The 26,879-nt window shown below is 25.6% G+C and carries 39 protein-coding genes and 1 pseudogene; 10 read left to right on the top strand and 30 right to left on the bottom strand.

Features of this window, described 5'->3' with window-relative positions; all coding sequences use genetic code 4:
• The first annotated feature begins 136 nt into the window (after window positions 1–136).
• From AACK93_RS02540 to AACK93_RS02530, 3 genes are all read left to right on the top strand, one after another.
• A complete protein-coding gene (locus AACK93_RS02540) occupies window positions 137–1,120 on the top strand; it encodes a hypothetical protein (protein ID WP_339025065.1) in 984 nt (327 codons plus the stop codon).
• Window positions 1,056–1,994 carry a hypothetical protein gene (locus AACK93_RS02535; protein ID WP_339025063.1) on the top strand — a complete coding sequence of 313 codons (939 nt, stop codon included), beginning with the start codon at window positions 1,056–1,058 and terminating at the stop codon, window positions 1,992–1,994. The genes AACK93_RS02540 and AACK93_RS02535 overlap by 65 nt, the downstream gene beginning before the upstream one ends.
• A 269-nt stretch (window positions 1,995–2,263) precedes the next feature.
• On the top strand, window positions 2,264–2,521 hold the full coding sequence (locus AACK93_RS02530) for a hypothetical protein (RefSeq protein ID WP_339025061.1): 258 nt from the start codon (window positions 2,264–2,266) through the stop codon (window positions 2,519–2,521).
• A 157-nt stretch (window positions 2,522–2,678) separates the two neighbouring features.
• On the opposite strand, the gene AACK93_RS02525 is transcribed toward AACK93_RS02530, so the two are convergent.
• Window positions 2,679–3,086: an ETX/MTX2 family pore-forming toxin gene (locus AACK93_RS02525; protein WP_339025059.1), complete on the bottom strand. Its 408-nt coding sequence runs from the start codon at window positions 3,084–3,086 to the stop codon at window positions 2,679–2,681.
• A 171-nt stretch (window positions 3,087–3,257) separates the two neighbouring features.
• Window positions 3,258–3,473, bottom strand: coding sequence for a hypothetical protein (locus tag AACK93_RS02520; protein ID WP_339025058.1), 216 nt, complete (start codon window positions 3,471–3,473; stop codon window positions 3,258–3,260).
• A gap of 241 nt (window positions 3,474–3,714) precedes the next feature.
• On the opposite strand from AACK93_RS02520, the gene AACK93_RS02515 reads away from it, so the two are divergent.
• Both AACK93_RS02515 and AACK93_RS02510 read left to right on the top strand, forming a co-directional pair.
• Window positions 3,715–4,077: a hypothetical protein gene (locus tag AACK93_RS02515; RefSeq protein ID WP_339025057.1), complete on the top strand. Its 363-nt coding sequence runs from the start codon at window positions 3,715–3,717 to the stop codon at window positions 4,075–4,077.
• A 47-nt stretch (window positions 4,078–4,124) separates the two neighbouring features.
• Window positions 4,125–4,808 carry a DDE-type integrase/transposase/recombinase gene (locus AACK93_RS02510; RefSeq protein ID WP_339025056.1) on the top strand — a complete coding sequence of 228 codons (684 nt, stop codon included), beginning with the start codon at window positions 4,125–4,127 and terminating at the stop codon, window positions 4,806–4,808.
• Between the two features lie 318 nt (window positions 4,809–5,126).
• Here the strand turns inward: AACK93_RS02510 and AACK93_RS02505 are convergent, their stop codons facing one another.
• The 3 genes from AACK93_RS02505 to AACK93_RS02495 are packed head-to-tail and all read right to left on the bottom strand — an operon-like array spanning window position 5,127 to window position 6,407.
• Entirely contained in the window at window positions 5,127–5,405 is a 279-nt protein-coding gene (locus AACK93_RS02505) for a hypothetical protein (RefSeq protein WP_339025054.1), read from the bottom strand.
• A gap of 13 nt (window positions 5,406–5,418) precedes the next feature.
• A complete protein-coding gene (locus AACK93_RS02500; protein ID WP_339025051.1) occupies window positions 5,419–6,156 on the bottom strand; it encodes a hypothetical protein in 738 nt (245 codons plus the stop codon).
• Between the two features lie 29 nt (window positions 6,157–6,185).
• Window positions 6,186–6,407, bottom strand: coding sequence for a hypothetical protein (locus AACK93_RS02495; protein WP_339025049.1), 222 nt, complete (start codon window positions 6,405–6,407; stop codon window positions 6,186–6,188).
• Between the two features lie 356 nt (window positions 6,408–6,763).
• Here AACK93_RS02495 and AACK93_RS02490 point away from each other — a divergent pair, with 356 nt between their 5' ends.
• Window positions 6,764–6,958 carry a hypothetical protein gene (locus tag AACK93_RS02490; protein WP_339025048.1) on the top strand — a complete coding sequence of 65 codons (195 nt, stop codon included), beginning with the start codon at window positions 6,764–6,766 and terminating at the stop codon, window positions 6,956–6,958.
• A gap of 148 nt (window positions 6,959–7,106) precedes the next feature.
• Here the strand turns inward: AACK93_RS02490 and AACK93_RS02485 are convergent, their stop codons facing one another.
• From AACK93_RS02485 to AACK93_RS02465, 5 genes are all read right to left on the bottom strand, one after another.
• Window positions 7,107–7,319 (bottom strand): hypothetical protein, encoded by a 213-nt coding sequence (locus AACK93_RS02485; RefSeq protein ID WP_339024120.1) that lies wholly within the window; start codon window positions 7,317–7,319, stop codon window positions 7,107–7,109.
• 29 nt (window positions 7,320–7,348) lie between these two features.
• On the bottom strand, window positions 7,349–7,603 hold the full coding sequence (locus AACK93_RS02480; RefSeq protein WP_339025047.1) for a hypothetical protein: 255 nt from the start codon (window positions 7,601–7,603) through the stop codon (window positions 7,349–7,351).
• Window positions 7,604–7,884: 281 nt separating this feature from the next.
• On the bottom strand, window positions 7,885–8,061 hold the full coding sequence (locus tag AACK93_RS02475) for a hypothetical protein (RefSeq protein WP_339025046.1): 177 nt from the start codon (window positions 8,059–8,061) through the stop codon (window positions 7,885–7,887).
• A 612-nt stretch (window positions 8,062–8,673) separates the two neighbouring features.
• Window positions 8,674–9,033, bottom strand: coding sequence for a TraM recognition domain-containing protein (locus tag AACK93_RS02470; protein WP_339025044.1), 360 nt, complete (start codon window positions 9,031–9,033; stop codon window positions 8,674–8,676).
• Between the two features lie 48 nt (window positions 9,034–9,081).
• Window positions 9,082–9,480, bottom strand: a complete 399-nt coding sequence (locus AACK93_RS02465; RefSeq protein WP_339025042.1) for a hypothetical protein — start codon at window positions 9,478–9,480, stop codon at window positions 9,082–9,084.
• 326 nt (window positions 9,481–9,806) lie between these two features.
• Here AACK93_RS02465 and AACK93_RS02460 point away from each other — a divergent pair, with 326 nt between their 5' ends.
• The gene (locus AACK93_RS02460; protein ID WP_339025040.1) at window positions 9,807–10,001 is read left to right on the top strand and encodes a helix-turn-helix domain-containing protein; all 195 of its coding nucleotides are present in this window, start codon (window positions 9,807–9,809) and stop codon (window positions 9,999–10,001) included.
• A 9-nt stretch (window positions 10,002–10,010) separates the two neighbouring features.
• Here the strand turns inward: AACK93_RS02460 and AACK93_RS02455 are convergent, their stop codons facing one another.
• The 7 genes and pseudogenes from AACK93_RS02455 to AACK93_RS02425 all read right to left on the bottom strand — a co-directional run bounded on the left by AACK93_RS02455 (window position 10,011) and on the right by AACK93_RS02425 (window position 15,695).
• Window positions 10,011–10,208: a hypothetical protein gene (locus AACK93_RS02455; protein WP_339025038.1), complete on the bottom strand. Its 198-nt coding sequence runs from the start codon at window positions 10,206–10,208 to the stop codon at window positions 10,011–10,013.
• Between the two features lie 504 nt (window positions 10,209–10,712).
• Window positions 10,713–11,150, bottom strand: coding sequence for a DNA repair protein RecO (recO, locus tag AACK93_RS02450; protein ID WP_339025036.1), 438 nt, complete (start codon window positions 11,148–11,150; stop codon window positions 10,713–10,715).
• Between the two features lie 15 nt (window positions 11,151–11,165).
• Window positions 11,166–12,065, bottom strand: coding sequence for a GTPase Era (era, locus tag AACK93_RS02445; protein WP_339025034.1), 900 nt, complete (start codon window positions 12,063–12,065; stop codon window positions 11,166–11,168).
• Window positions 12,058–12,867 carry an ABC transporter permease gene (locus AACK93_RS02440; RefSeq protein ID WP_339025032.1) on the bottom strand — a complete coding sequence of 270 codons (810 nt, stop codon included), beginning with the start codon at window positions 12,865–12,867 and terminating at the stop codon, window positions 12,058–12,060. The genes era and AACK93_RS02440 overlap by 8 nt, the downstream gene beginning before the upstream one ends.
• A 78-nt stretch (window positions 12,868–12,945) precedes the next feature.
• Window positions 12,946–14,130, bottom strand: a pseudogene (locus AACK93_RS02435) (IS256 family transposase).
• Window positions 14,131–14,214: 84 nt separating this feature from the next.
• The gene (locus tag AACK93_RS02430; protein ID WP_339025030.1) at window positions 14,215–14,976 is read right to left on the bottom strand and encodes an ABC transporter ATP-binding protein; all 762 of its coding nucleotides are present in this window, start codon (window positions 14,974–14,976) and stop codon (window positions 14,215–14,217) included.
• A gap of 257 nt (window positions 14,977–15,233) precedes the next feature.
• A complete protein-coding gene (locus AACK93_RS02425; protein WP_339025029.1) occupies window positions 15,234–15,695 on the bottom strand; it encodes a hypothetical protein in 462 nt (153 codons plus the stop codon).
• Between the two features lie 309 nt (window positions 15,696–16,004).
• Between AACK93_RS02425 and obgE the strand changes: the two genes are divergently transcribed.
• Both obgE and nadE read left to right on the top strand, forming a co-directional pair.
• Entirely contained in the window at window positions 16,005–17,276 is a 1,272-nt protein-coding gene (gene obgE / locus AACK93_RS02420) for a GTPase ObgE (RefSeq protein WP_339025028.1), read from the top strand.
• Window positions 17,277–17,298: 22 nt separating this feature from the next.
• On the top strand, window positions 17,299–18,060 hold the full coding sequence (gene nadE / locus AACK93_RS02415; RefSeq protein WP_339025027.1) for an NAD(+) synthase: 762 nt from the start codon (window positions 17,299–17,301) through the stop codon (window positions 18,058–18,060).
• Between the two features lie 351 nt (window positions 18,061–18,411).
• Here the strand turns inward: nadE and AACK93_RS02410 are convergent, their stop codons facing one another.
• The 11 genes from AACK93_RS02410 to AACK93_RS02360 form a co-directional block, all read right to left on the bottom strand.
• Complete coding sequence (locus AACK93_RS02410; protein WP_339025025.1) at window positions 18,412–19,209, bottom strand: hypothetical protein; 798 nt, start codon at window positions 19,207–19,209, stop codon at window positions 18,412–18,414.
• 271 nt (window positions 19,210–19,480) lie between these two features.
• Window positions 19,481–19,708, bottom strand: coding sequence for a hypothetical protein (locus AACK93_RS02405; RefSeq protein WP_339025023.1), 228 nt, complete (start codon window positions 19,706–19,708; stop codon window positions 19,481–19,483).
• A complete protein-coding gene (locus AACK93_RS02400) occupies window positions 19,696–19,878 on the bottom strand; it encodes a hypothetical protein (protein WP_339025021.1) in 183 nt (60 codons plus the stop codon). The genes AACK93_RS02405 and AACK93_RS02400 overlap by 13 nt, the downstream gene beginning before the upstream one ends.
• 275 nt (window positions 19,879–20,153) lie before the next feature.
• On the bottom strand, window positions 20,154–20,288 hold the full coding sequence (locus AACK93_RS02395; protein ID WP_339025019.1) for a hypothetical protein: 135 nt from the start codon (window positions 20,286–20,288) through the stop codon (window positions 20,154–20,156).
• Window positions 20,263–20,430, bottom strand: coding sequence for a hypothetical protein (locus tag AACK93_RS02390; RefSeq protein ID WP_339025018.1), 168 nt, complete (start codon window positions 20,428–20,430; stop codon window positions 20,263–20,265). The genes AACK93_RS02395 and AACK93_RS02390 overlap by 26 nt, the downstream gene beginning before the upstream one ends.
• Before the next feature lie 208 nt (window positions 20,431–20,638).
• A complete protein-coding gene (locus AACK93_RS02385) occupies window positions 20,639–21,016 on the bottom strand; it encodes a hypothetical protein (protein WP_339025016.1) in 378 nt (125 codons plus the stop codon).
• A 146-nt stretch (window positions 21,017–21,162) separates the two neighbouring features.
• Window positions 21,163–21,639, bottom strand: a complete 477-nt coding sequence (locus AACK93_RS02380) for a hypothetical protein (RefSeq protein WP_339025015.1) — start codon at window positions 21,637–21,639, stop codon at window positions 21,163–21,165.
• Window positions 21,640–21,647: 8 nt separating this feature from the next.
• Entirely contained in the window at window positions 21,648–21,890 is a 243-nt protein-coding gene (locus tag AACK93_RS02375) for a hypothetical protein (protein ID WP_339025014.1), read from the bottom strand.
• A 166-nt stretch (window positions 21,891–22,056) separates the two neighbouring features.
• A complete protein-coding gene (locus tag AACK93_RS02370) occupies window positions 22,057–22,287 on the bottom strand; it encodes a hypothetical protein (RefSeq protein ID WP_339025013.1) in 231 nt (76 codons plus the stop codon).
• 164 nt (window positions 22,288–22,451) lie between these two features.
• Window positions 22,452–22,673, bottom strand: a complete 222-nt coding sequence (locus tag AACK93_RS02365) for a hypothetical protein (RefSeq protein WP_339025012.1) — start codon at window positions 22,671–22,673, stop codon at window positions 22,452–22,454.
• A gap of 2 nt (window positions 22,674–22,675) precedes the next feature.
• Complete coding sequence (locus tag AACK93_RS02360; protein ID WP_339025010.1) at window positions 22,676–23,002, bottom strand: hypothetical protein; 327 nt, start codon at window positions 23,000–23,002, stop codon at window positions 22,676–22,678.
• A gap of 684 nt (window positions 23,003–23,686) precedes the next feature.
• On the opposite strand from AACK93_RS02360, the gene AACK93_RS02355 reads away from it, so the two are divergent.
• Window positions 23,687–24,397, top strand: a complete 711-nt coding sequence (locus AACK93_RS02355) for a Pr6Pr family membrane protein (protein ID WP_339025009.1) — start codon at window positions 23,687–23,689, stop codon at window positions 24,395–24,397.
• A 63-nt stretch (window positions 24,398–24,460) separates the two neighbouring features.
• Here the strand turns inward: AACK93_RS02355 and metK are convergent, their stop codons facing one another.
• Together metK and rsmI are read right to left on the bottom strand one after the other, a co-directional pair.
• On the bottom strand, window positions 24,461–25,624 hold the full coding sequence (gene metK / locus AACK93_RS02350; RefSeq protein WP_422398177.1) for a methionine adenosyltransferase: 1,164 nt from the start codon (window positions 25,622–25,624) through the stop codon (window positions 24,461–24,463).
• 402 nt (window positions 25,625–26,026) lie between these two features.
• Window positions 26,027–26,872: a 16S rRNA (cytidine(1402)-2'-O)-methyltransferase gene (rsmI, locus tag AACK93_RS02345; RefSeq protein ID WP_339025005.1), complete on the bottom strand. Its 846-nt coding sequence runs from the start codon at window positions 26,870–26,872 to the stop codon at window positions 26,027–26,029.
• Between the last annotated feature and the right edge of the window lie 7 nt (window positions 26,873–26,879).

Raw genomic sequence — 26,879 nt, 5'->3', positions numbered from 1 at the left:
AAGTTAATGATTATAGGTTATTCCTTAATATGAGTAACCATAACAGAAATAGTAAACTGTTTAATTCGTTTTATATTAAAAAATCAAAACCAAAAGAACAACGAAAAATAAAATATTTTAAAAAGGAGTGATAAAAATGTTTATGAAAATATTTACCGTGTTAATTATTAGTTTCAATAACATTTTTACCATTCCCCAAAACATTAAAAACGACAAAACAACATCACAACTAATTAGAAATAAAAGAGAAAGAAAAGAAACATATGAATTAAACTTAAAAAAAGGATTTGTTTACTTAGTAAAAAATAGATGAAAAAATCCTAATACTGATATAAAATGAAATTTATATATACATACACAACAATGACCAATAAATATGCCAAACTGAATAAAAATTAATAAAATATCGCCAATTAACGAAAGGACAATACATAGCATAATAGATAATTACTACGTAAAAAACGAAAATATTCTTGATGAACTTACAAAACTCAACTTTAATATCAAGTATGAAAAAATTGAAAATGGTAATATTCAAAAAAAGGAAATCGTTAATCTAAAAGTAACAATATTAAAAAATCCTACTTGAACACAAATAATAACAAAAATTGAAGGTCAAATAAGAAAATCAACTGATATTGAATTACCCACAACAATAACTAATTTTGACGGTAACCATAACTATAGTGATGTTATTGATAACCTTGATTATTTAATGATTCACCGTGGTGATTTTGATAAATTTAATTACTCTTATCTTTATTGAACACCAGTATTTAATTTCATTGACACCTTAGAAAAAGGTTATTATAAAGAATTTACCATTAAAAACCATGGCTTTAAAGATGAAAGCTATTTTTATCATAAAACTTCTAGTGATAAAAATATAGTAAATGAGAATGTTTTGAAAATTAAAGCATTTAACAAAACTCTAATTACTGGAAATAAGTATTTACAATTGCTACACGGTGAAAAGGAAATCTGAAAATATGAGACTGCGGGCTCTAACGATTATTACTTAATTAAGTATCTTTTTGGTGCCTTAAATTACCTCAATGTTAGATTTAGTTTTTTGAGATACGATCCCCGACTTACGAAGTGACATTTACCTATATTTTAAAAATAATATTCCTAGTATTAACAATGGCGATTACAAAAATGTTTTTGACGAAATCTATGAAATCCTTGGTAACTTCTTTGCCAGTTTATTTTATGCGACTTTTGATATGGACGAAAAAACTTATACCCAAATTGATTTTAAGGGCGTAGATAATCACAACAAAGATTACTTTATTCAAATCGGTTTCTTTTATCGTTCATTAATTACCTTTTATCCCAAAAAATATTTAATCAATGTTACTGGTAATTTGGAATTATTACTAAGAAGTTATTTTTTTACTTTTGATAAAAAAACGCATCAAGAGAACTATAATGCTATTAAAAATAATAACAGTATCTATCAAATTGAATTTAATGTGCTTAAATCTTATGATAACAAACTCATTACCTTACCAACTAACAAGACTGCTAATAGTGTTAATTATCTTAACACCGACATCGATATTCGCTATGGTATTAATATTTTTACCTTAACTTTTCCACTTTATCACAAAGGTAATATCTCTAATTACAATTTTAAAATTTATGACTTTAATGTCTTAAATTCCACAGCCTTTATTCCTGATGGTTCAACCAATTCAGAATGAGATGACTTAATTCCACCAGTAAATTGCAAATATTCCGGACGATGAATGCCCACATTTAATGATATTGGTTGTGCCATTCAAAATGCTAGTATCAAAATGATTAACTGAATTCTTACTGCCTCACAAGTCATTACGATTTTACGGCCATTAGCAATTATTGCGAAAGCAACAGTTAACTTTTCAACTGCCATTTTTCCGATCTTTAAAACCGTGCCAGCTTTTTACTATACCTTTCAATTTTTAATTGGTTTTGCCATCTTTCTAATGATATTAAGGATTTTCTTGTAATATATATATATATATATTGAAAAAATAAAGTAATAAAGGAATTAAAATAATGAAAATTTTAAATATAATAGCTATTTTAGGACTAACAACATTACCAATAGTCGGATGTTCTAAAAAAGAAAATAAAACAATATTATCTAATAAAAATGAAACATATGAATTAAACTTAAAAAAAAGGATTTGTTTACTTAGTAAAAAATAGATGAAAAAATCCTAATACTGATATAAAATGAAATTTATATATACATACACAACAATGACCAATAAATATGCCAAACTGAATAAAAATTAATAAAATATCGCCAATTAACGAAAGGACAATACATAGCATAATAGATAATTACTACGTAAAAAACGAAAATATTCTTGATGAACTTACAAAACTCAACTTTAATATCAAGTATGAAAAAATTGAAAACGGTAATATTCAAAAAAAGGAAATCGTTAATCTAAAAGTAACAATATTAAAAAATCCTACTTGAACACAAATAATAACAAAAATTGAAGGTCAAATATTTAATAACTAAATTTAAACACTATTAAAATTACTATTAATGACAAAACGATTTAAAAAACCAGTAATTAACTAAAATTACTGGTTTGATATTTTTCTTATTTTTTAACTTGTTATTTTAATTACTATTAAATCAATTATTCTTTAAAATTAATAATATTTTTTCAGTTTTATTTTACTTCACGAAACTCAATATTACCATCAAATCCTTGTTTTAATGACCTATTTTCATTTCCGTTAAAAGTTATACTATCATCATTATTTATAGTAATTTCTTGTGATAAAAGATTATATTGTTTTAATTTTTGCATAATTTCTTTAATTGAAATTTCAAATATAGTTTTTTCGTTATTTTCATTTATTATTTCTGCATTAATTTCTCCAATAATATTTTGTGTTAACTTTAATATTACTTGTGCTAAAACTTCATCTAATGAAGAAGTAACCTTAATATTTTGATTTGGGTTAACTTCAATTTCTTGCGAGGGTAATTCTGCCTCTAAGGTTTCTTTATGTTCATTTGTTCCGCTATTTGAAAAATCCATTTTATTACTTAAAGTTTTTTTCTGAAGACCCATATTCTCCCCCGGTTTCGACTGTTGTATTAATTTCTGTTGAGGCTTTTCCAACAAACAAATTAGAAGTATTGCTATGCTAGTATAACCATTTATTTTTACTGGTGTTGTGTTGTGCCGTTTTTAAGAACATATACATTCTTTTCACTACCAAAATAATAAACATTATTGTGCTTATTCAACTGCTAATGCTGAAATATGTCAATCATCAGTTCAAATAATTTTCATTATTTCTTCAATAGTTCTTTTTATTCTGTTTAAACTTTCTAAATTATTTTTTTGTTGATAATTAACTTCATTTTTTGCTGAAGTCGGCACATTACCAACAATGACGGGCATTCCGCCTCCAGTTATTGTTATAGTTCCTAAGATTCCTAGTAATTTTTTCATATTAATCAAATTCCTTTCATTAATTTTTACTAATTAATAAAATTTACAACACCACTTCCTTTCTCCAAATCTTATTCTAAAATCTACTTACCTTGGAATTTATTTTATACACTGACAAACAAAAATTTCTGCTTTTTAAGGCATTAAAATATGAAAAAATTTAATAAATTTACAAATAACGGTTGATTATAATCAAATCAAATTAACAAAAACAATTAAATAGAAAGCAGGTTTATAAAAAATGAAGTATATTATTGCTGAAAATCAATTATCAGATTTAGAAGCACGCTTACAATGCTGATTAAAAAGTTTTTACCGAGATAAAAATTATCATAAAACTAAAAAACGAATTAATAATTATTTAAACCTATGCAAACAATTTTATACCGAAAAAAATACTTTAAAATCATTAATTAAAAAACACTTTCACAATATTGATATAACTTTTTATCGTTGAGCTAAAAAAATTATTAATGGTTATTATGCAAATGATTTTGATAATTTAATAATTAAATCAACAAAACCGTTAAACCCCCATTATCAATTTAACATTGAGAGTCGTAAAAAAAGTATGTGATTTATTTTACAAATACAAAAATATTAAAGCCGACGGTGTTTGGTCACTATATAATAATCTCCTTAGAGGCGAGCATGACGCCCATAAATATGATTTACCAAGAAATATCAGAACATTTTATCGTTGAATTAAAAATGACCCTCGCTATGATAAAATTAGACAAAAAATTAAGGAAAACAAGCGTTATTATCAATCGTTATGAAGTTAAAGAAATTGGATTAATACAAATGGATGCTAAACACTTTCCCGAGTCAAAATATCCGGTAGAAAAAAATATGTATGTTTATGACTTTATTGATGAAAAGACAAGAATAGTATTTGGTTATGTTTATGATAGTTTAGGAACTAATAATGCGATTAATGCTGTACAAAGAGCAATATATGATTTTAAGAAGTTTGGAATAGAAATTAAACGAATTAGAACTGATAATGCTCCTGAATTTACTACTACTAACTGAAGTAATAAAAATGAATATAAGATAAAAGAAAGACCTTTTAGTAAATATTTAAAAGATAATAAGATAATACACGAAACTACTCCAATTCGTTCACCACAAAGTAATGGTAAGATAGAAAGATTTCATAAGAACTATAATAATTTATTATTGTTAGATAATATCAAAAGATTTAATACTAATGAATTACAAATTCATTTAAATGAATATTATTACTTTTATAACTTTCAAATGAATCATTGAACAATAAAAGACACCCCATTCAATTTTTTAAATAAACTTTTAAAAACCTCTTGAAACTAACATATGTCTGTGCTATAGTGCAAAATGCTCATAAGATCGCGTTTTAGTTTTCTTAGGTATTTTTTAAAAAAGAAAAAATAATCATTTACTATAAATTATTTTAATATTCAAATTAAGTATATATTTCTTATGTATGATTTTTGTTGTAAAAACTTATTTTGATGTTGTTTTTATAAGCGTTTTCTTTAGGTTTTATAACCTTTTATTGAGATTACGTTTGTTGATATTAAATATTTTGTTTTATTATTTATTTTCCAAATAAAATGATAATTAAATTGTGATTGTTTTTCTTTCAAAATTATTTAAATCTTTTCCTACCTAACAAAACTTTATGCGTCCCCGCCCGCCCCCACTAAATGATTGTTTCTTAGTTCCTCAATTAGCAACTGATTTTTGGTATTTTTTACGAAAACCAACTTTTGGTTGTTCCATATGAATTCCTAAAATATCACCAATTACAAGATTTATCACAAGCATAATTAGCGGAAAAATAATAATACGAATATCTGTTTCCGGAATGGTTAAAGTTCAAATTAAATCAAAAACTTTATAAAACATATCGCCAATCAAACTAGCCATTTTTTCTAAGTTTTCCATTTTTTAAACTCCTTTACTTGTTTTTCTTCTTCAGATTATTTTTTAACTTAGTAAGTATCTTACTGAATTTTTCCATTTTTAAGTATTCTATTGCTTCAATATCCATTACATTATCATTTCAAAATTTATGTTGATAATTATCATTCAAAGCACGATTATTTAATTCGCGCAAGAATGATAAATATTTATTATCATAAAGATTTAAAATTGACATCGGAATTTTCAATTTAAAGAAATAAATGTCTAATTCCGGAATGCTACGATACTTGATTTTACGACCTTTTTTATCATTTTTTGCATTAATTAGAGTTAATCGTCATTGTTCGTATTCGCTTACCGATTTAAAAGTGCCATAAATAACTTGTAAATAAGGACGAAAGATACTAACTGGTTTTTTTCTAATGCCAACAATTATTGAATTCGCAATATCACGAACTTTAACTCATATATGTTCGGCTCGTTGTCCGCTCGCTAATACGATATGGGTAAATTGTCGAGCCGAAGCAAAATATTCTTGTAAACCTTGGGTTATCTTATCATTTTCTTTATAGTCAGTACATTCAAGAAATAAATTAGTTTCATCTCAAAGTAATAATGATTTTTCATCTAAAATTGGATAATTATAATCTAATAAAGATATATGTCCTAATGAAAGCATTTGTTTATTGGTAATCGGAAAAGTAGAAATCGTTTTTCAACCACTTAATAAGTAAGAAGCTAAAACCATTAAAGCGGTTTTTCCGGTGCCCAAAGCACCAATTACTAAATTTAAGGGTGAATTTAATAAGAAATTAATAAAACTACGACGCGCAAAAAATGAGAAATTTTAGTATATAAAATATACAAAGCAATTAATAAATAAATAATATCAAATAACATTCGTCAACTTTGGGGATTATAATAATGTAAAATCGCACCATAAAATCACGCAATAATAAATAAAGTGCGATTTAAAGCCACAAAATCATATAATCTTAAATTTATTTTTTTAAACAATAGCATCACTTAAATCACACTTTCTTTATTTTTATTACTATCTGCCAAGCATTAATTTTTCAAACATTTTGAAAGCGATTAAAAATAAACCAATAATCACGCCAAGCAAGAAAACTCAATATGTAGCAAAGAAATTAACAACATTTGGCATATTACCACCAATAATATCAGTTCAAATATTACCAAACGCTTTAATTAATGCTTTTCATAAGTTAGTAACCGTAACCGCCGCTTGTTCACACCATTAACAGCTGTTGGCGTAGTCACACTTCTGTTAAGAAAGTTCTAATCATACAATCACTTCCTCTTTCTAAACAAAATATGATTTAACCTTATAAAATAAAATAACCATAAATAAGACGATGAACACTAATACCATTCAAAAGGCAATATTCGCTATTAAAAGTCAAAGTAGTTCTTTGGTCAAATCAATTTCTTTACCAGAAAATCGCGCCGGAACAACTTTAATTTGAATAAATAAATCCCAAAAATACAATTTTGTCATTTCTCAATCTAAATCTTTTCAAGCAACTAAAAACATAATAATTACCGCTTAAAAGGTCAAAAGAGTAGAAAAATAATGGTCGAAAACAGCATTACAATTATTAAAATTGAAAACAAAAATACAACTTAGGGCGGTAAATCAGCGGTTGGATAAATTAATTCAATTAACTCAATAATTATTTTTTTAAACATTTTCTAAACCTAATTTTTAATTTCTTTTTCATCTTGTTCTAATAAACTTCACTTAAACTTCGCAATAAATATTCGTTGTGCATAAGTAAAATCTTTTGGCAACTGTTTTGCTTCACTACCATATTTCTTTTTATCTTTAAAAAACCGATAAATATTAACCGCAATATAATATGCTAGTAATAATGTTAAAATCGTAAAAAATACTAATCCAAATATACTCATCTTTCTTTTCTCCTTAATTTTCTAATCTTTTAATATGCAATATCAACACAAAGTCAATTATCACCGACTAAATCAGTTCTAACAGATTCAACTGCAGATTTAGACGCTCAAAATTTTTGTTCTAATCCAGTTTTTTTATTAATAGAATATATAAACTTTCGACAATAATTTTTAGGTGGTTTATCCGCACTAACTCACATTTTCATTTCTAAAACTCCAAAATTATTTTTTACTACACCAAATCAAATAAATTGCAATAACTTAGTTAAAATAACTCAACTCATCCATAACTAGCGGGCGGAGGGGGCATGGAGCATACGCTTTCCGCGCCGCTTCACCACTATAAACATCAACCAAGATGTTTTGCGGAGTTTTTTTATTTACCTTTATTCTTAAGGCACCTTAAAACACCTTTAAAATTAATTTTTAAAATAATTAAAACTTACATCCTTTTTATCGTTCTCTTTTTCAGCAATAAAAAAATTTAACAATTCTTGTCCTATAATCAAATTAGACTCCTGCCCTTTCTTATTAACTAAAACCAACTGATACTCACCATTTTTAATTATTCCAATACAAATAGAATTTTAATATTTTTCTTTATAAACAAATCGCTTTGAAAATCAAATACCAATAGGATTACTAAATCACGGAATTTCTGGTGCTTTAATAAAAATTGCGTTTTGTGTTTTTTTAAAAGATATTTTTTAATATTTAAGAAAATATTTTCAATATTTCTCACATACACCCCCCCCTTACAAAATATATTTAGTTATATTAAGCTAAGTTATATTTAACTTAGTTAAATAACTAAGTTAAATATTTATTTTTTTAAACATTTATGTTTAACAGAATTTGTTAGTAAAATTCGTTTACTAATTAGCTTAATTTATTAATATCGAGGCACAAAAAAATATAAGGCACAACTAAAAATAATAAATATTAATTTAACCTTATATTTCTTGTAATAAATAAATGAGCTAATATTTATTTATTAATTAACAGCAAACTTGTAAAAACCAAAATCTTGTCATATGTATATAGTCTCTACACCCCCCTTTTTTAAAACCTATTCACACAAATTCATAATGTGCTATAATTATACAAACCCATTGATAGGGTTTAGTAGTTGATGACTAATAAATCTTTTTTTATTCGTAATAATTGTACCATAAGTTTAAAAAAGATTTAGTATTTAATTAATGAACAAAATTTGAATTTTTTTAATAAACAATTTGCCACTTGGAATAGTGGTTTTAAAATAGCATTCACCAATTTTAAGGGTTTTAAGGTCGTTCGGATGAACAATAAATTCATCAACCGCCCGCACCAACCTCATATTGGTGGCGCTATTTTAAAAATCAATTTGCCGAGTTAGTTTTTCGGTTTCCTTAGTGCCAAAAACACTGGCAATGTATTCAGCTGTATTGGGGTCTTTGATATTATGACAAATAATATTGTTGACATTACCAAAAATCGTATCAACTAAGTTCATGTTATTTGTTTTTAAGTCATTGATTGTTTGAAATGACAAAAAACACTGATAATTAAATGCCCGTGATTTATTAATTAGGTTGATAACGGTTTCACTTGCAAAAACATTAAATTCATCTAAAACAATATTAATTTTTTGATTAATTGGTTTTAGAGCGGTTAATTCTTTTAAGTCTTGGATAATTATTTTTCCAACCCTGCCCGCCAGTTTTGGATACATCAACGAATTAATACTAAATAAAAATCGTTTTATGATTACTAATTAGGTCTAGATTAAGCTGTTATTTTTTCCTAAACTATCGTTTAATTGGGTATTATAAACATTTAATTGATTATAAAGACTATTGATTTCTTTTTCTTCAAAATTAGATAATAATGAAATTTTATCACTATTAAAATTTAATAATTTTTCTAATTTTTTTATAGAAAAATAATTAACTAAATTATCGAAAGTAATAGCAATATTATTTGCTAATAATATATCAAGTAATAATAACAAATAATTATGAGGTAAATTTTGATAATATTGTTCATAAAACTCAAATAATGACATCATCTTATCTGCTAAAATAACTTTATCTTTATTGGCAAATGGATTATATTCAGTTATCCCATTTATTTTTCAAATAAAGGCATTGTGGTCAAGTTTTTTAACTTTGTTAATCAAATCAATATCACCTTTCCCATCAATAATAATTGTAGTTTCACGGAATTTAACTCTTAATTATTTTATAATTTGTAATAGCGTTGTTGTTTTACCGCCCCCGGTTGTTCCTATAAGAAGTGTGTGTTGGTTTAAATTAAATTTTATTAAACCGATATCATTGTTTAATTTAACTAGTTTATTTTATGGAATTTGTTTAAATTTTTGTTCTAATATGTTTGCTTTTTTCTTTTGCTAATAAGCAAAATGGATAGGTTACAATAAGTTGGACCATATTTATGTGGACTTTCAAAATAAGATAAAATTATTAAGAAAGTAGGAATATAAAAATGGGCAAAAATTCATATACAGATGAATTTAAAAAACAAATTGTCATGCTTTATCAAAACGGGAAAAGCATTATTGAAATTATTAATGAATATGGTATTTCAAAATCTGCTATTTATAATTGAATAAAATCATTCGATAATTCTGGTTATATTCCATGAAAATGAATACGCTGTGCCATCATTAGGAATTGTTAAATCAACGGGTTACCACACAATATCTGGCACAATTGCCCGGCGCCCTTTATTTTCATAATTCTCATTAACATTAAAAGAAAACTGTAAATTATCAAATTTATGGATGCCATAAAGTTTTGTTAAATTATCATCATCGTTATTTTTACCTTTTAAAACAGTTAAATAAAATGTTAAGACATAAGAATTTCCTAATTCAGCAGGATGCATTAAAGGAACAAAATAAAGCTTAAAATCTGGTAAAAATATAATCTGATTATATCGTAAACTAGAATCATTATTATTAAAATAACTAACAGTGGTACGATGATTTTCACTAATTAATTGGGGATTATTAATCTAATATCACTCCTTTCAAAATTTAATTAACAAAATAACAAATTAATTTCTTTTTAAAAAAATCACTCTTTATTTAAAGAGTGATGATAAAATTCATTTTTCTTTAATCGGTTTTAAAGATTGACAACTTAAAACTCCGCGCTCGCTTAGATATTCATAATAAAATGGAATTAGAACATATAAATCATTTTGATTAATCTCTCATTATTCAAATTCCGGTTCATGATTTAATTCATATAGTGCTTGTAAAAGTTAAATTGGAAATATTTGTTGTTCGTTTTTAAAACAACCACGACAAACAAACCCACCAGCTGATCAATTTATTATTTTAATATTCTTATTACTTTTACAAATGCTACAATGGTTTAGTTGCAATTATAATCTTAAAAGTTTTAACACTTTAAAAGTTAAAAAACAGAAAAGTTTTTTAACTTCATTTTTATCATTATTAATACTTTGTAAAATAACTAATAATTCATTAAAAATAATATTAGTATCTTCAGTAAGTTCACTATAAAGCTTAACTAAATAATTAGTGACTATTAAGCGTTCATAGTTATTATGAATATTAGGGAATGTTTCAAGAATAACTTCGGTTTTTAATCAATGCATTTTATTTTTACTATAAGCAAAAAATAATTCAAATTCACAATAATTAAATAATTGTAAAAATGCTTGATTTTTAGAAGTAATTTTTCGCACCCCATGACAATAAATAGCAATAATGTCATTAATAGTATAAATATTAACAATAGCATCAACCAATTGGTAATCTTGTTTATTAACAATTATTCCCGAAATTTTTGTTGTCAATGCACTTTATTTCCTTTATTTTTTACCATAACCTAATTTTGCTAATATGTTGGGACTATCTCTTCATTTTTTTATTACTTTAACGAATAATTCTAAATAAAATTGGGTTGCAAAAATTTCTTCTAATTCAATTCTTGCTTGAGAACCAATATTTTTAATCATTTTACCACCATTACCAATTAAAATTCCTTTTTGCGAATCTCTTTCAACAACAATAGTGGCGATTACACGAATAATTTTTTTTGTTCTTTCTTTTTTAAATTCCTCAATTAAAATTGCAACACCATGTGGTACTTCTTGATGAGTTAATAAGAGAATTTTCTCACGAATAATTTCTTTAACAAAAAAATCTTCTTGTTGATCTTGAAACATATTTTTAGGAAAATACTGCGGCCCAAGCGGTAATGTCATCATCAGCTTATTTAATAAAAAACTAATATTAATATTTTTTAAACAACTAATACCAATAATTTCTTGAACATTAAATCGTTCATTTCATAATTTAATTTTTTGCTCTAATTGCTCAGAAGTAATTAAATCAATTTTTGTCAATCCTAAAAAAATTGGTACTTCTCGTTCCTGCAAAGACTTATATATATATTGATGTGTTAATGAAATTTCTTCATAACTATTAACTAATCATAAAATACCTTCAACACCTTTAGTACTTTGCATTGCCACCCGATTTAAACTTTTTCCTAATTCATTAGTAGATTTATGAATTCCTGGACTATCAATAAAAATTATTTGATAATCATCAATAGTCAAAATTCCTTGAATTCGATTTCTTGTTGTTTGTGGTTTATTACTAACAATAGCAATTTTTTTTAACATTAAAGTATTTAATAAAGTAGATTTGCCAACATTTGGTTCACCAACAATGGCAATAAAACCAGAACGAAAATTATTATTCATATCATTTTCACCATTTAATTGCAATGCCAATAAATACTAAAGGCAAGGCACTAGAAACTAAAATATTAATAATAAAATTTGTGTTGGATAAAATACTATTATTAGCAATATTATTCATTAATAGACTACTTGGATATTTAAAAATTAATAAATAACTAAAAATCTTAAAAATTAAATTCTTATCAAAATTTAAATTTGATAAAAATACACCACTAAAAAGCATCATTGGTAAAAATAAAGCATTAGAAATTAACATATGTTGTTTTTGAGTTTTAAAAAATGTTGCTAATAAAACTCCAAAACTAATACTAATAATAATAGAAAATATTAAATAACCAATAACTGGTAAATTAATAAAACTTAAAAGTTCACTAATATTAAATTGACGTTCAAAAATAATGATAGTTCAAAATAATGTTATTAAAATTGTAAACAAACTTAAAATACAACCAAATAAAATAACAGTTAAGAAAAAAGTTCTGGGTTTCATATTAATTGATCCAAAATGTTTAATAATTATTGAATTACGAAATTCAATAATTTTTTCTGAAATAATTTGAAACCCAATAATCATTACTTGAATCATTAATGCCCCGGCAATCATATTTTTTATTTTGCTTAATAAAAATTCATCATCAACATTAGGCAATTCACCGGAAAAAACAACAAAATAAATTATTAATATCATTAAAGGAAAAAAAATTAAATAACTAATGGCCATATATCCGCGAGAATAATAACGAATTAAAAGTTTAAAAAAACTTTTAAATAATCTTTTTTCTGTCAGTAAGTTATTGAACATTATTTTTTTTCCTTCCATTATCAATCATTAAAGAAAGAATTGGGATTGTACAATTAACTGTGTCTCTAATCTAAGTAATTAACTTAAATTCACTCTGTCCTCAAATTTTATCATTAAATGTGAAATTGCACTACCCCAATTTTGAATTGGCATTGTTCATTTTTTAGTCATATTTTGAAATACTAAATAAAATATTTTAAAAACTGATAAATCATTAGGAAAAATCTTTTTATTTTTAACGACTTTTCTTAATTGACTATTAACAGACTCTATTCTATTAGTTGTATAAATAATTCTTCTAAATTCTTGAGGATATTCAAGAAAAATTATTAAATTATTTCAGTTATTTTTTCATGATTTAGTAATTTGGGGGTATTTTTTATCTCACTTTTCAGCAAAATTGTCTAAAGCAAGTAAGGCTGTATCTTCATTAATTGCTGTATAAATTGATTTTAAATCATTAGCTACCAGTTTACGGTCTTTGTAAGGAACAAATTTTAAACTATTACGAATTTGATGAACAATACATAATTGATGTTGTGTTTTTGGAAAAACAGCTTCTATTGTGTCAGACATTCCTGTTAAATTATCACTACAAGCAACAAGAATATCTTGTAATCCGCGATTTTTCATTTCCGTAAGATTATTCAGTCAAAATTTGGCTCCCTCATTTTCACTAATTTACATTCCTAAAATATCTTTTAAGCCATTTATATTAATTCCTAAGGAAAGATATACTAGATATACCGCTTTGTTTATTATTCGTTTATCTTGTTTTACTTTAACAACAATACAATCAAAATAAACAATCGGATAAATCTTCTCTAAAGGTTTGTTTTGTCACACTTTAATTTCTTCAATAACATCATCAGTTATTTGACTAATTAAACTTTATGAAATTTCTGTTCCGTAATAGAATTTTTGTAATTGTGCTTTTATATCAAAAATTGTCATTCTTTCTGCATATAATGAAATTACTTTTTGATCAAAGTTATCAAATCTTCTTTGTCTTTTCGGAATAATTACTGGTTCAAAAGTACTGTTTCGATCTCTTGGTACATCAATTGCAATTGAACCATTTTTAGTAATAATGGTTTTTTGTGTGTTGCCATTTCTTTTGTTATAGTTATCATCTGTTTCAAGATGATCTTTAATTTCTGCATTTAACATTCTTTCAGTTAATTTTCTGGTAAATTCCTGAAAAATAGTCTTGCCTTTAAATAAATCTTGTGGATTATCAATATTTTCTAAAAAATAATCCACAACTTTATCAATTGCATCAGGTTCTTTTTTTATTTTTTTTTGTCATTTTCTGTTCTCCTTCGTTTAAGTATAATTCAGAATGAATTATCGAGACACAGAATTTTGGACAGGCCCGAAGAAATTATTTTTATCTTGTTCTTTATAAAATTTAAATTTTACCTTTGTATATTCAGCGACTGTACCATATTGTTCAATAACTTCTTTAACAGTAATTTGTTCTTTAATTAAACCATTATGTAAAAAAATGATTTTTTCACAAAACTTTTCTATTTCACTCATAATATGAGTTACTAAAATCATCGTTACATTTTTCTTAACAATATTTTCTTCTAAAAATTCAAAAATATCTTCACGAACTTCAATATCTAAACCTGTTGATACTTCATCTAAAATAATTAATTGCGGTTTATGAATAACTGCTAATAAAATATTTAATCTTTGTTGTTGGCCCCCAGATAAAGAATTAATTTGTTTTTTCTTAATATCATCTAATTGATATGTTTTTAATAAATTTTCTAAATCATCATGATTATATTTAATATTAAAAGTTTCTAAGTAATATTGAATCATATCTAAAACAGTAATATCCATAGGATATTTAAAATCTTGAAACTGAATTCCAATAACTAATTCTGACTTTTTTCAAACCACTCCTGTTGTTGGCTTACTTATTCCCACAATAATTTCTGAAATTGTTGATTTGCCACTACCATTAGCGCCGATTAAACCAATTCGTTCGCCACAATAAATTTGTAAATTAATATCTTGTAAAGCTCATTTTTGACGATATTTTTTACTTAAATTTTTTATGTCAACTAATAATAAATTACTATTTTTTTCCTTCACAAAATTACGCTCCACCACTATAGTTTATTTTAAATATATTTCTTTATTCTAATGTTATTTATTTAATGGTTGCGTTTAGTTTTCTTAGGTATTGCTTTGAAAAAGTAAAACAATCAGCTAATTATATTATTTAAGTACTAAACTAACCCTGCCTTTCTTGTTATTGTCATTTTTATTCGTTACCATTTTATCATATTATTGAATTTTTACAAAATAAAAAATTATTAATTTTATTAAATTTTAACTAATATTTTTACTTACTTAAATGTAATATATTTATTTGTATATACAATGTTACCTTTACTAATTCAACTATCATCATTTTTATTATTATATTTATTTCACAATGAATTTTTATATATTTCTTTTCTGATTTCTATTTCTGAATTAATATTTTCATTAATATAATGTAGTACATTTAATTTGTTTAAATTTGCCATTCTTAAATGTAATAGGTTATTTAAATTCTTATGATGATATATTCTTGCCCCATATCCTAATTGTTGTTTTACCAAATGTGACACATCACTTTCAATGCTAAAACCGATATTTCATTCTAAATTTTGATGATGAATACCATGCTTATTATTACTGAAATAATTACTCGCCTTTCTTAAATTTGTTTTAATATCTTTATTTAATTGGACGCTTTTAGTTTTCTTAGGTATTTTTAGAGAAAGAAAAAATAATCATTTACTATAAATTATTTCAACATGCAAATTAAGCACATATTTCTTATGTGTGATTTCTGTTGTAAAAACTTATTTTAATGTTTTTTTATAAGTATTTTGCTTAGTTTTTATAACCTTTTATTGAGATTTTGTTTGTTAATATTAAATATTTTGTTTTGTTACTTATTTTTTAAATAAAATGATAATTAAATTGTGATTGTTTTTCTTTCAAAACTATTTAAATCTTTACCTACCTAACAAAACTTTATGCGTCCGTAAATTATCCTTTAAAAAGAAAACATTTTTTATGTTAAAATTTTACTGATTTGATTTTTTTAAAAGACTAGGGTGGTATGAATGAAATTTATTGATAAGATTACAATTAAAGTTAAGGCCGGCAAGGGTGGTGATGGCGCTGTTGCTTTTCGTCGTGAATTATATGTTCCAAAAGGCGGGCCGGCTGGTGGTGACGGCGGTAATGGCGGGAGCATTGTTTTTATTGGCGATGAGGGAATAAATACATTATTAGAATTAAACTATCAAAAAGAAATTAAAGGTATTGATGGTGAAAATGGACAACATAAAAATATGCATGGTAAAAATGCTAAAAATACTTATATTAGCGTTCCCTTAGGAACTATTATTTATGATGTTTTAAATAAAGAAGAAATTGATGATGTTGTTACTAACAAACAAGAAGTTATTGTTGCAAATGGTGGTCGTGGTGGTAAAGGAAATAGTCGTTTTGCTAATTCCAGAAATCGCGCCCCAACAATATTTACTCGTGGTGATTTAGGTGATGAAAAAGAAATTACTTGTGAATTAAAATTATTAGCTGATGTTGGAATTATAGGTATGCCTAATGCCGGGAAGTCTACTTTATTAGGAACTATTTCTCATGCTAAACCACAAATTGGTGATTTTCCTTTTACAACTTTAACCCCGCAATTAGGTGTAGTTAAACATCAAAACTTTTCTTTTGTAGTTGCTGATTTACCAGGATTAATTGCTGGTGCTAGTTTAAGAAAAGGTTTAGGATATGAATTTTTACGACATATTGAACGATGCCGGTTATTAGTTCATCTTATTGATATTAGTTTACCCAATGCTTATGATAATTATTTAGTGATTCAAAAAGAAATTAAAGATTATAATTTACGATTAGAAAATAAGCAACAAATAGTTGTTGCTAGTAAAATGGATCAAGTTGATGCTTTTCGTAATTTAGAACTTTTTAGTAAGCAAATTAAACAAAAAGTTTACCCAATTTCTGCTTGAACTAGAGAAGGCATTGAATCATTAGTTCATGTTATTCATAGGCAATTGCAAACTATTAAAAAAATACCAGAATTAAAACCAGAAATGGCATCAACAATATATCGTTTTACACCAACAAATGAAGAAGTCGTTGTTGAAAATTTAGGAAATGGTCATTGAAAAGTAATTGGTTCTAGTGTGCATCGCATTTATCACAAATTTCCATTAACAACACATGATAATTTATTATTGTTTAATCAAAAGTTACAAGATTTAGGAGTTTTTAAAATTCTCGTTAAAAAAGGCATTCAAAAAGGAGATACAATTAAAATTTTTGATTATGAGTTGCAATGACTTGACGAAAATTTTTAAGTGAAAGGATATTAATTAATTAATGGAATTACAGAAATATTTAGATTATTTAGTTCAATGATTACAAGAACAAGTAAAATTAGCTAATGCTAAAGGATTAATTGTTGGTATATCTGGTGGTATTGATTCAGCTGTTACTATTGCTTTGGTTAAAAAAGCAATGCTGGATAACCATTTAGCTGTTTTTATGCCGTGCTATTCATCAAGTAATGATGAAATTTTAGTAAAAAAATTAGTAGCTACATTAGATTTAAAATTACAAATTATTAATTTAGAGTCAGCTTATAATGAATTACAAAATAACTTTAATTGACACGATGCTTTATCATCATCATCATCACCATTACAACAAAAAGCATTAGTTAATTGTAAACCACGACTAAGAATGACTTCTTTATATGCCTTAGCACAAGCAAATGAATATTTAGTTGTTAGCACTAGTAACTTTGATGAATGATATACAGGCTATTTTACTAAACATGGTGATAGTGCTTGTGATATTTTACCGTTAATTCATTTATTAAAAAGTCAAATAAATACGGCTGCTAAGTTATTAAATATTCCACAAGAAATTATTAATCAGCAACCATCAGCAGGTTTATGAGCAGGGCAAACTGATGAAAAAGAGATGGGGATAACTTATGTTGAGTTAGATAACTTTTTAAATGGTCAAGAGAAATTGTTAGATAATAATATTGTTACTAAAATTAAGATGATGCACAAAAATACTGAACATAAACGGAAGTTAGCAATTATCCCTAAAAAATTTATTTTTAAAAATTAGTCAAATATTAGTAAATAAAAATAATATGTGCTACACTGAAAAAAATATAAATTAAAAAATAGTTGACTAAATTTACATTTCAATGAGATGAAATATATGAAATTAATGAATATGCAAAAGTTATTAAAACTAGTGGCGACAACAACAGTTATTAGTGGGCCATTATTACCAGCAATAATCTCAAAAAACTAAAAATTTAACATTAAGATAATTTAAGGTTCCAAAAAGATGCTTAATTATGTAATAATCATTAGTCTTTTCGGTGCCGTATTTTCAGATTTTACTTTCACTGTGCAATAAATTGTAAATAGTCATTACCTGCGATTAAGGTTTTATTAAAAGCTTTCATTTTTAAAACATTCTTATTAATTTCATTCTCACTACTAGAAGTCTTATGATAAAAATAGCTTTCATCTTTAAAGCCGTGGTTTTTAATGGTGAATTCTTTGTAATAACCTTTTCTAAGGTGTCAATGAAATTAAATACTGGCGTTCAATAAAGATAAGAATAATTAAATTTATCAAAATCACCACGATGAATCATTAAATAATCAAGATTATCAACAACATCGTTATAGTTATGGCTACCATTAAATTTGGTGGTTGTTTCTGGCAAATCAACGCCCCTACTTGGTTTAGGAGTTTCTAATTTTGCTAAAAATTTTTTAATATGAAATTTGTTTGAACCGGGATAACTATATTCTTGTATTGTTATTTTTACATCTTTAATTTTTTTAGTAGTATAAAAATATTCAATATTTGTTTTTTGAAAATCTTTATCAAAAAATTCTCTTTCTTCTGGGGCGCTGTTTTCTTTTTTATAATTATAAATTTCTTTAATTTCTTTAAATACTGGTTCATTGGTAAAGACAGTAAACCCTCTAGTATTTTCTCCATAATTTTTTATTTCTAAAGGTAATTGCTTTTTTACTAAGTAAATATTAATATATACTGAGTCACTATCTTTTTTATACAATGATTGTAAATAACTGTTATTTATTTCTGAAAATTTTAATTCATATGTTTTATATTGAGTTTCTTTTTTATTTCTAACTAATTGCACTGCCGTTTTCTCGTTGTTAATATTTTGGGGAATGGTAAAAATGTTATTGAAACCAATAATTAACACGGTAAATATTTTCATAAACATTTTTATCACTCCTTTTTAAAATATTTTATTTTTCATTGTTCTTTTAGTTTTGATTTTTTTAGTAAGTCACTCAATACCACAATTTATAATTACAGCTATTGTAATTGTCATGCATATATCTAAATACCTTAGTATCATAAGTGAAATTAATGCTTCAAATTTTTCATATAATAATTTCAAATCATTAATTTCTAATTTTAAAAATGGAATGAAAAAGATAATAATCATAAAAATGTAAGGTAAAATTCTCCATCAATATTTTTTTAAAGAATTAATGAGTTTGTTTGATTTCATTTTTCAAAGCTCTTTTTGCTTTAATTTTTTGAATAATCAAGCGGATTAATTTTTCAAATTTAATTGCAAAATATATTGCTCCGCCTCATCAAAAAACAAATATTCCTGCGAGCATAATACCGCTATTGAACTTGCCAAAGAATTTAACCATTTGTTCATTCATAAAATTATTAAATTCGTTACTTGTTCCGGTTATTCTATTCATTTAGTATTGATTGCTGTTAATACACAAAGTAATAAGCTTATAAAAATGAAAATGATACTTAATACTATTTTTAACCACTGCTTTTTAAAAGAATTTTTAATTCTTAATTTTAATGGCATCTTTTCTTTTGAATTATCTTTTTTAAATAATTTTATTAAAAGTTTTTTCATTTTAACTCTCCCTTCATATTTTTTATCGTCCTTTAATCACCATAAATAAGGCAATAAGTACACAAGCGACACCCAGAATGGTAAAGATTTGGTGTTGCGAAAATGTTCGAGCCATCAGTTTAAATAATTCTAAAATTGTTAAATTGCTAGTAATAAATTTTTAGAAATTGGCAAGCCCTTCACTAATATAGTTCGTTAAAGTTTCAAAATGACTACCAGCTAATAACCCAAGAACAGAGTTATTAAGATAAAAATAATAATTAGTTTAAACATTGTTAATTACCTTGTTTTGGCTTTATTTGTTTTTTAGCTTTTCCTCATGCACTTAAACGCCCCTTATTTTTAACAGCATATTGGCGTTGTTTTTCTAAATTAACTTGTTGACTACCAAATCCAAGAATAATTGCCATAAGAAATTCTACAGCCAGCGTTAAGAATAAAGGAAATATTAATTGAATATTCGTCCCCTGGTACTTCAAGACTTCAAATTAAATCAAAAACTTTATAAAGCATTTGTTCAAGAAAGTCGGCCATTTTTGCAAGATTTTCCATTTTTTATTGTTCCTTTCATAGAGCACACGAACTCTTGTATATAATATATTTGAGTTTTTATTTGGTTTTACAACAATGGCAATTTTTTTCTAAATTATGATTGTTATTGGAATTGAACTGATAATGAAACAAAAATATTAAATAAAACTTAATTTAATTTAATTAATGTCTACTAAATAACTGTCGCTACTAAAAACAGAATTAACCGTTATTTTTCTTTCATTTTTCTTAAAAATTTGCTAAATTTATCCATTTTTAAGTATTCCAAGTCTTCTAAATCAATTGCGGTGTCAGTATAGTATTTGTCTTCATAGTCAGGATTTACTTTTGAATTTAAGTAATCTCTTAAAAATGCTAGGTAAAAAGAATTGTAAGTGTTAAGTATTGGTAGAGGAATTTTTAGTTTAAAAAAATAAATATCAAGTGCAGGAATATCACGATATTTAACGCGACGACCTTTTTTACTATTTTTAGCATCAATTAAGGTGTTTCGTCAGCGTTCATATTCTTCAATACTAGTAAAGGTACCATAGATGACTTTTAAATAGGGACGAAAAATATTAACGGGTTTTTTACGAATGCCCACAATCTCACATTATTAGCAATATCGCGAACTTTAACTCAAATATGTTTATCTCTTTGACCGCCAGCCAGCACAATATGACCAAAATGGCGCGCCAGAGCAAAATATTCTTGGATACCAGTTTCTTCGTTTTTGGTATTATTTTTTTCTTAATCAGTTCCTTCTAAAAATAAATTGGTTTCATCTCATAGAAATAAGGTCTTATCTGGCAATATCGGATAATCAAAGTCTAATAATTCTATATGCATATGCCCTAAACTTAATTTTTGGGTTTCTAGTAATGGAAAGATTGAGGCGGTGTGATATTTCTTCTTTTTTAGTAATTTTGATGCGTATACTAGAAAAGCAGTTTTTCCAGTTCCTAATGAACCAATAACAATATTTAATGGTGAGTTTTTTAAAAAGTTAATAACTTTGTTAATTTGTGTTAAATTATTGATTTTAAAAAGGAAAATTAAAATACAACCCGATAAAAATAAATAACTTACAATATTTTTAAAATAACCGTTGTAAATATATCAAATTGCTCCCCAATGTCATAAAATTAAAAATGAGGTGCGATTCAATTCAATAAAATGGTTATTTTTTTCTATTATTCATTTGCAAAATTTTATCTTGCACCTCACTTTTTTTGTTAGCGGACTGCGCCAAGTAGTTTTTCAAACATTTTAAAACAAATAAAGAATATTGCCAAAATAAATGGAAAAATGAATATTCAGTAGTCAGCAAAGAAGTTGCCGATTTGTGGCATATTAACAGCAATAATTTCTCACATTTTAGTAAATGCTGTTATAATCGCATTTCATAATTTAGTCATTGCGTCACTAGCTGTTATTTTTGTTACTGCTGGTGCTTCTGTTAAGAAAGTTCCAATCATATAATCACTCCCCTTTCTTTTTAAAACATTCATCATTTATATTCAAATTTTTTCTTAAATTTGTTAAAACCACGATTAACATTAACACGGTTATATTTTTTTCTAATTAATTTTGAATTTCTTCGGGAATGCATCACAATGTAACTTCTTGACATTACTTTTGTTTCTATCTAAATACTGATATGCTTTTTCAAAGCAGCATTAAAATAAATCACACCATAATCGCTGTTAAGAATCAAAAAGCAATATTTGCTATTAAAAGTCAAAATGGTACTTCGATTAATTTAATTTCTTTACCACCAGTAATGTGGGCTGGAATAGTTATAATTTGAATAAATAAATCTCAGAAAGTTTGTTTAATTTGTTCTCAATTAAATTCTTTTAAGTTTATTGTCATTTTTTATCTCCCAAAAATCATTTTTATTGGTAAATACATAATTGAAATTAAGACGAAAATAAAAGCAATGATAATAATTAATCCGACAATAAACGCGACTTATGCAGGCATTTTTTCTATCGAAACAAACAGTTTTAAGAATTCCATAATAATTTCTCAAAACATTATTTTTTATTCTCATTATTTTCTTTTGAATTAGGAGCTTTAACTCATTCTTCAAAGCGAGCAATAAATAATTTTTCGTCTTTTGTAAAATTACCAATATTATTTTTAATGGCATTTTTATATTTAATTCGCATTTTTATTTTGGCATAAATTTTATAAGCAAAATATGTCAATAACATTATGCAAATAATAGTAAATATTATTCCAATCGCAATATTCATTTTTAAACTTCTTTAAAATAGTTATAATTTATATCTTTTTTATTGTTTTCTTTTTCGGCAATAAAGAAACTTAATAATTCTTGCCCCTTAATTAATTTTGTTTCATTTTCTTTTTGATTAATTGAAATTACTTGATATTTACTATTCTTGATTATTTCGATGCAAATTGAATTTTCATATTTTCCTTTATAAACAAATCGCTTTGCAAAACAAATACCGATTTGTTCATTAAATCACGGAATTTTTGGCGCTTTAATAAATATTGCGTTTTGTGTTTCTTTTAAAAGATATTTCTTGGTATTTAAGAAAATTTTTTCAATGTTTTTCATATTAAATTACCTTTCTTATTATAGATAAACTAAGTTATATTAACTTAGTTAACTAACTTAGTTTTTTAAACACTTATATATCGCAGATTTAAGTGTTTAACAAGCTTTGTTATTAAATTTTGTTTTTTAATTAGATAAAGATTTTAATAATTTTAAACTTAGCATACCTCCATATAGAAATTTCTACACTTTAATGTCCGCATCCTGCCCTTGGAACTAATTTAATAGCGTGTATATTTTTAGGAAATCCACCCATTCATTTTTTTATTGCAAAACGAAACAAATTGCTATAGCTAATAGGATGTTATCTATTAACTGGTAAACTTCTTTTGGTTATGGCGACCACCCACAATTTATCGTGCTTTAATACATACCAACATTATTAACTCACTTGTATTTAATTTTCAAAGAACAAATTTTTAACATCTTATAAAATAAAAAGACAATCATTGCTGACTGTCTTAATACTTATTCAAATATTTACATACATAACAAAACTTTATGCGTCCATTATAACAATTTTAAAAAATTTTTTACATTATTTTATAATTTATCATCCCTTTTTTAAAAAATCTCTTGTGCTTGTTGTAAGTCTGTGATATGGTTATAAACAAAATTTTAAAACAATCTGTTGTCTAATTTTGATATAATATTTTTAATTAGAGAAAATCTACGGAGGGCCTTATGAAATCAACACAAGGAAAACTGATCTTTAAAATATTTGCTTTCATATTTACAATAGCATTTTTAATTGTTGCTTATATTAATTCAATGGCATTAAAATCATGAGTACCTAAATCTGAATTACCATTTCTATATGGTGATTTTACAGTTCATTATTTATCTTTTTTTACTACCCAATCAAATATCATTGTTGCAATATGATTTCTATTAGCAACAATTAATTATCAAGATGAAGATAAAAGTATTTTAACAGGACAAACAAGCAAACTTTTCATAACTAGTTATATTTCCGTAACTTTTTTTGTTTGAATTACAGTCCTAATGCCCACAGCTTTTAAAGATATGGGAATAAATGCCTGAATTTATGGTGTTGCCCAACACATTATTGTTCCTTTATTAATGATTATTTATGGCATTTGAAATATTGGTAGTAAAAAAATTGAATTAAATAACTATTTTAAAAAAAATATCTGAATATATTTAAGTTATCCGTTAACATACATTATCTATGTTATGATTCGTGGCGAAATGCGCTGAACAGATGGTAAAGAAAACTTATCATACCCTTACTTTTTCTTAAACGCTCATAAAGAAAATTTTGGAATGAACGGGATTTTAGTGTTTATTATCTTTGCAACTTTAATTTTATTTTTATTTATTGTATTTAACTTGCTATACATATTTATTAACAATTTTAAAAATAAAAAATAAAAAGAATATTAGAAAATAATTTAAATTTTAAAAATGAGAACAACTAGTTGTTCTCATTTTTACTTACTTATCTTTAATATAATCTTTTAATTGTTCTAAACAATCCAATTTTTCTCAACTAAAATTATCATCTTTACCAAAATGACCATAAACGGTAGTTTTTTGATAAATCGGTTGCATTAACTGTAAACAATCAATCACTCCTTGCATCGAAAAATCAAAAACAGCACTAACAGCACCACTAATTATATTAAGAGCAATCTTTTCAGTATTAAATGTTTCAACATAAACAGCAATCGGATCTTTCATACCAATAGCGTATGCCAATTGAATTTCACATTTATCAGCCCAATTTAAAGCAACAATATGTTTAGCAACTTTTCTTGCCATATAAGCAGCGGCTCGATCAACCTTAGTAGCATCTTTACCGGAAAAGGCGCCGCCACCACTACGAGCATATCCGCCATAAGTATCCGCAATAATTTTTCTTCCTGTTAATCCAGTATCACCATAAGGTCCGCCAACAACAAATCTTCCTGTCGGATTAATCAAAAATTTAAAATCAAAATTTAAATTATATTTCTTAGCAATAACTAACATAATTTTTTGATGAATAAATGTTTTAAATTCACTTTCATTATAATCAGGATGATGTTGAATTGACATTAAAATCGTATCAATTTTAGGTTGTAACCAATCAGTATAATCAATTGTTACTTGTGATTTCATATCAGGACGAGCATCTTTAAATTGTTGATTTTTTCTTAAAGAAGAAGCCAAATGTACTAAATCGTGGGCAATTTGAATGGCTAACGGCATATAAGTTTTAGTTTCATTAGTAGCATAACCAAAAATAATTCCTTGATCTCCTGCTGCTAATTGATGATTATGTTCCACACCAAGAATAATATCTTGTGACTGACTATGAATTAATACTTGAATATGACAAGTATTACCATTAATACCAATTTTTTCATCAATATAACCAATATCACAAATAACTTTTCTAGCAATCGCTTCATAATTTACAATCGCTGATGATTTAATTTCGCCACCAATAATAACCATATTAGTAGTAATAAGAACTTCACAAGCCAGTCTTGTTTGCGGGTCTTGTTCTAAACAAGCATCCAAAATAGCATCAGCTATTTGATCACAAATCTTATCGGGATGTCCTTCACTAACAGATTCACTAGTAAATAATATTTTTCTCATACTTTCCTCCATTAATATTTATTTAAATAATATAAAACCTTCTTTAACTAAAAAGAAGGTTTTATATTTTAGATATAATCCTCCCCTTATTGTTGGTATTTACCCTGCTAGAAGCACCTTCTTTTAAAAATAAAAGGGTTGCTACTGGTTAAAACTAGCATATCCAGTTCAGAAATAAGTGAATGAAAATTTTAAATTGTTCTTAAAAATATTAACATTAATTACTTAGAAATGCAAATCACTTAAAAGTAATGGTGGCGTTTAGTTTTCTTAGATATTGTTTTGAAGAAGTAAAACAATCAGCTAATTATATGAGCCTGTCCAAAATTCTGTGTCTCGATATAATTCAGAATGAATTATCGAGACACAGAATTTTGGACAGGCTCTAACAAACTTTATGCGCCCCTTCTAGAGTTACTCTTGATGATAAACTTGATATACAAGACTTTTAGGAAGATTTCGCATATTTGCTACTTCCTTTATTGCTTCTTTAATAGTAATATTTTGTTTTTTAGCTACTAAGATAATGTGATCTTTAATAGTTAAGGAACTATAATCAACCACCGCTTCATATCCTTTAATAATTAACACAAATTCGCCCTTTAATGAAGCTAAATTAAGGTTAATAATATGATTTAATGACATTCGATAAATAGTTTCATACAGCTTAGTTAACTCTCTCGCTAAACAAACATCACGATTACCTAAAATTTCTTTCATTACCCTTAATGTTTTTTCTAAATGATGCACACCAACATAAAAAATTAACGATTCAGAACGATATTTTAATTGTTCAACTTGTTGTTTAAGTTTTTCTGCTTTGTGGTCTAAAAAACCTCAAAATGAAAACGGATATGGTGGCAATCCTGAACAAACTAAAGCATTTAATAACGCACTAGAACCACTAATACTGACAACATTATATTCCTTAGCAATTACTGCTTGGACTAATTGATATCCAGGATCCGATATTAACGGATATCCAGCATCACTTAACAAAGCAACTGATTGATTATTATCTAAAGATTGTAATACTAAATCAATTCGTTTTTTTTCATTATGTTGATGTAATGAAATAAGTTTTTTCTTAATATTAAAATATTGTAATATTTTATTACTTACTCTTGTATCTTCACAAAAAATCACAACAACAAGTTGTAAGGTTTCTGCAATCCGACTATTTAACTCTTTTAAATTGCCAATTGGTGTTGCTACTAAATATAATGATGGTCGCTCATTACGAAAACTTTTCTGAATCATTATTATC

This window comes from Spiroplasma endosymbiont of Agriotes lineatus (assembly GCF_964019485.1).
GTDB lineage: Bacteria > Bacillota_I > Bacilli_A > Mycoplasmatales > Nriv7 > Nriv7.
This window is presented reverse-complemented; position numbering and strand designations above follow the sequence as displayed.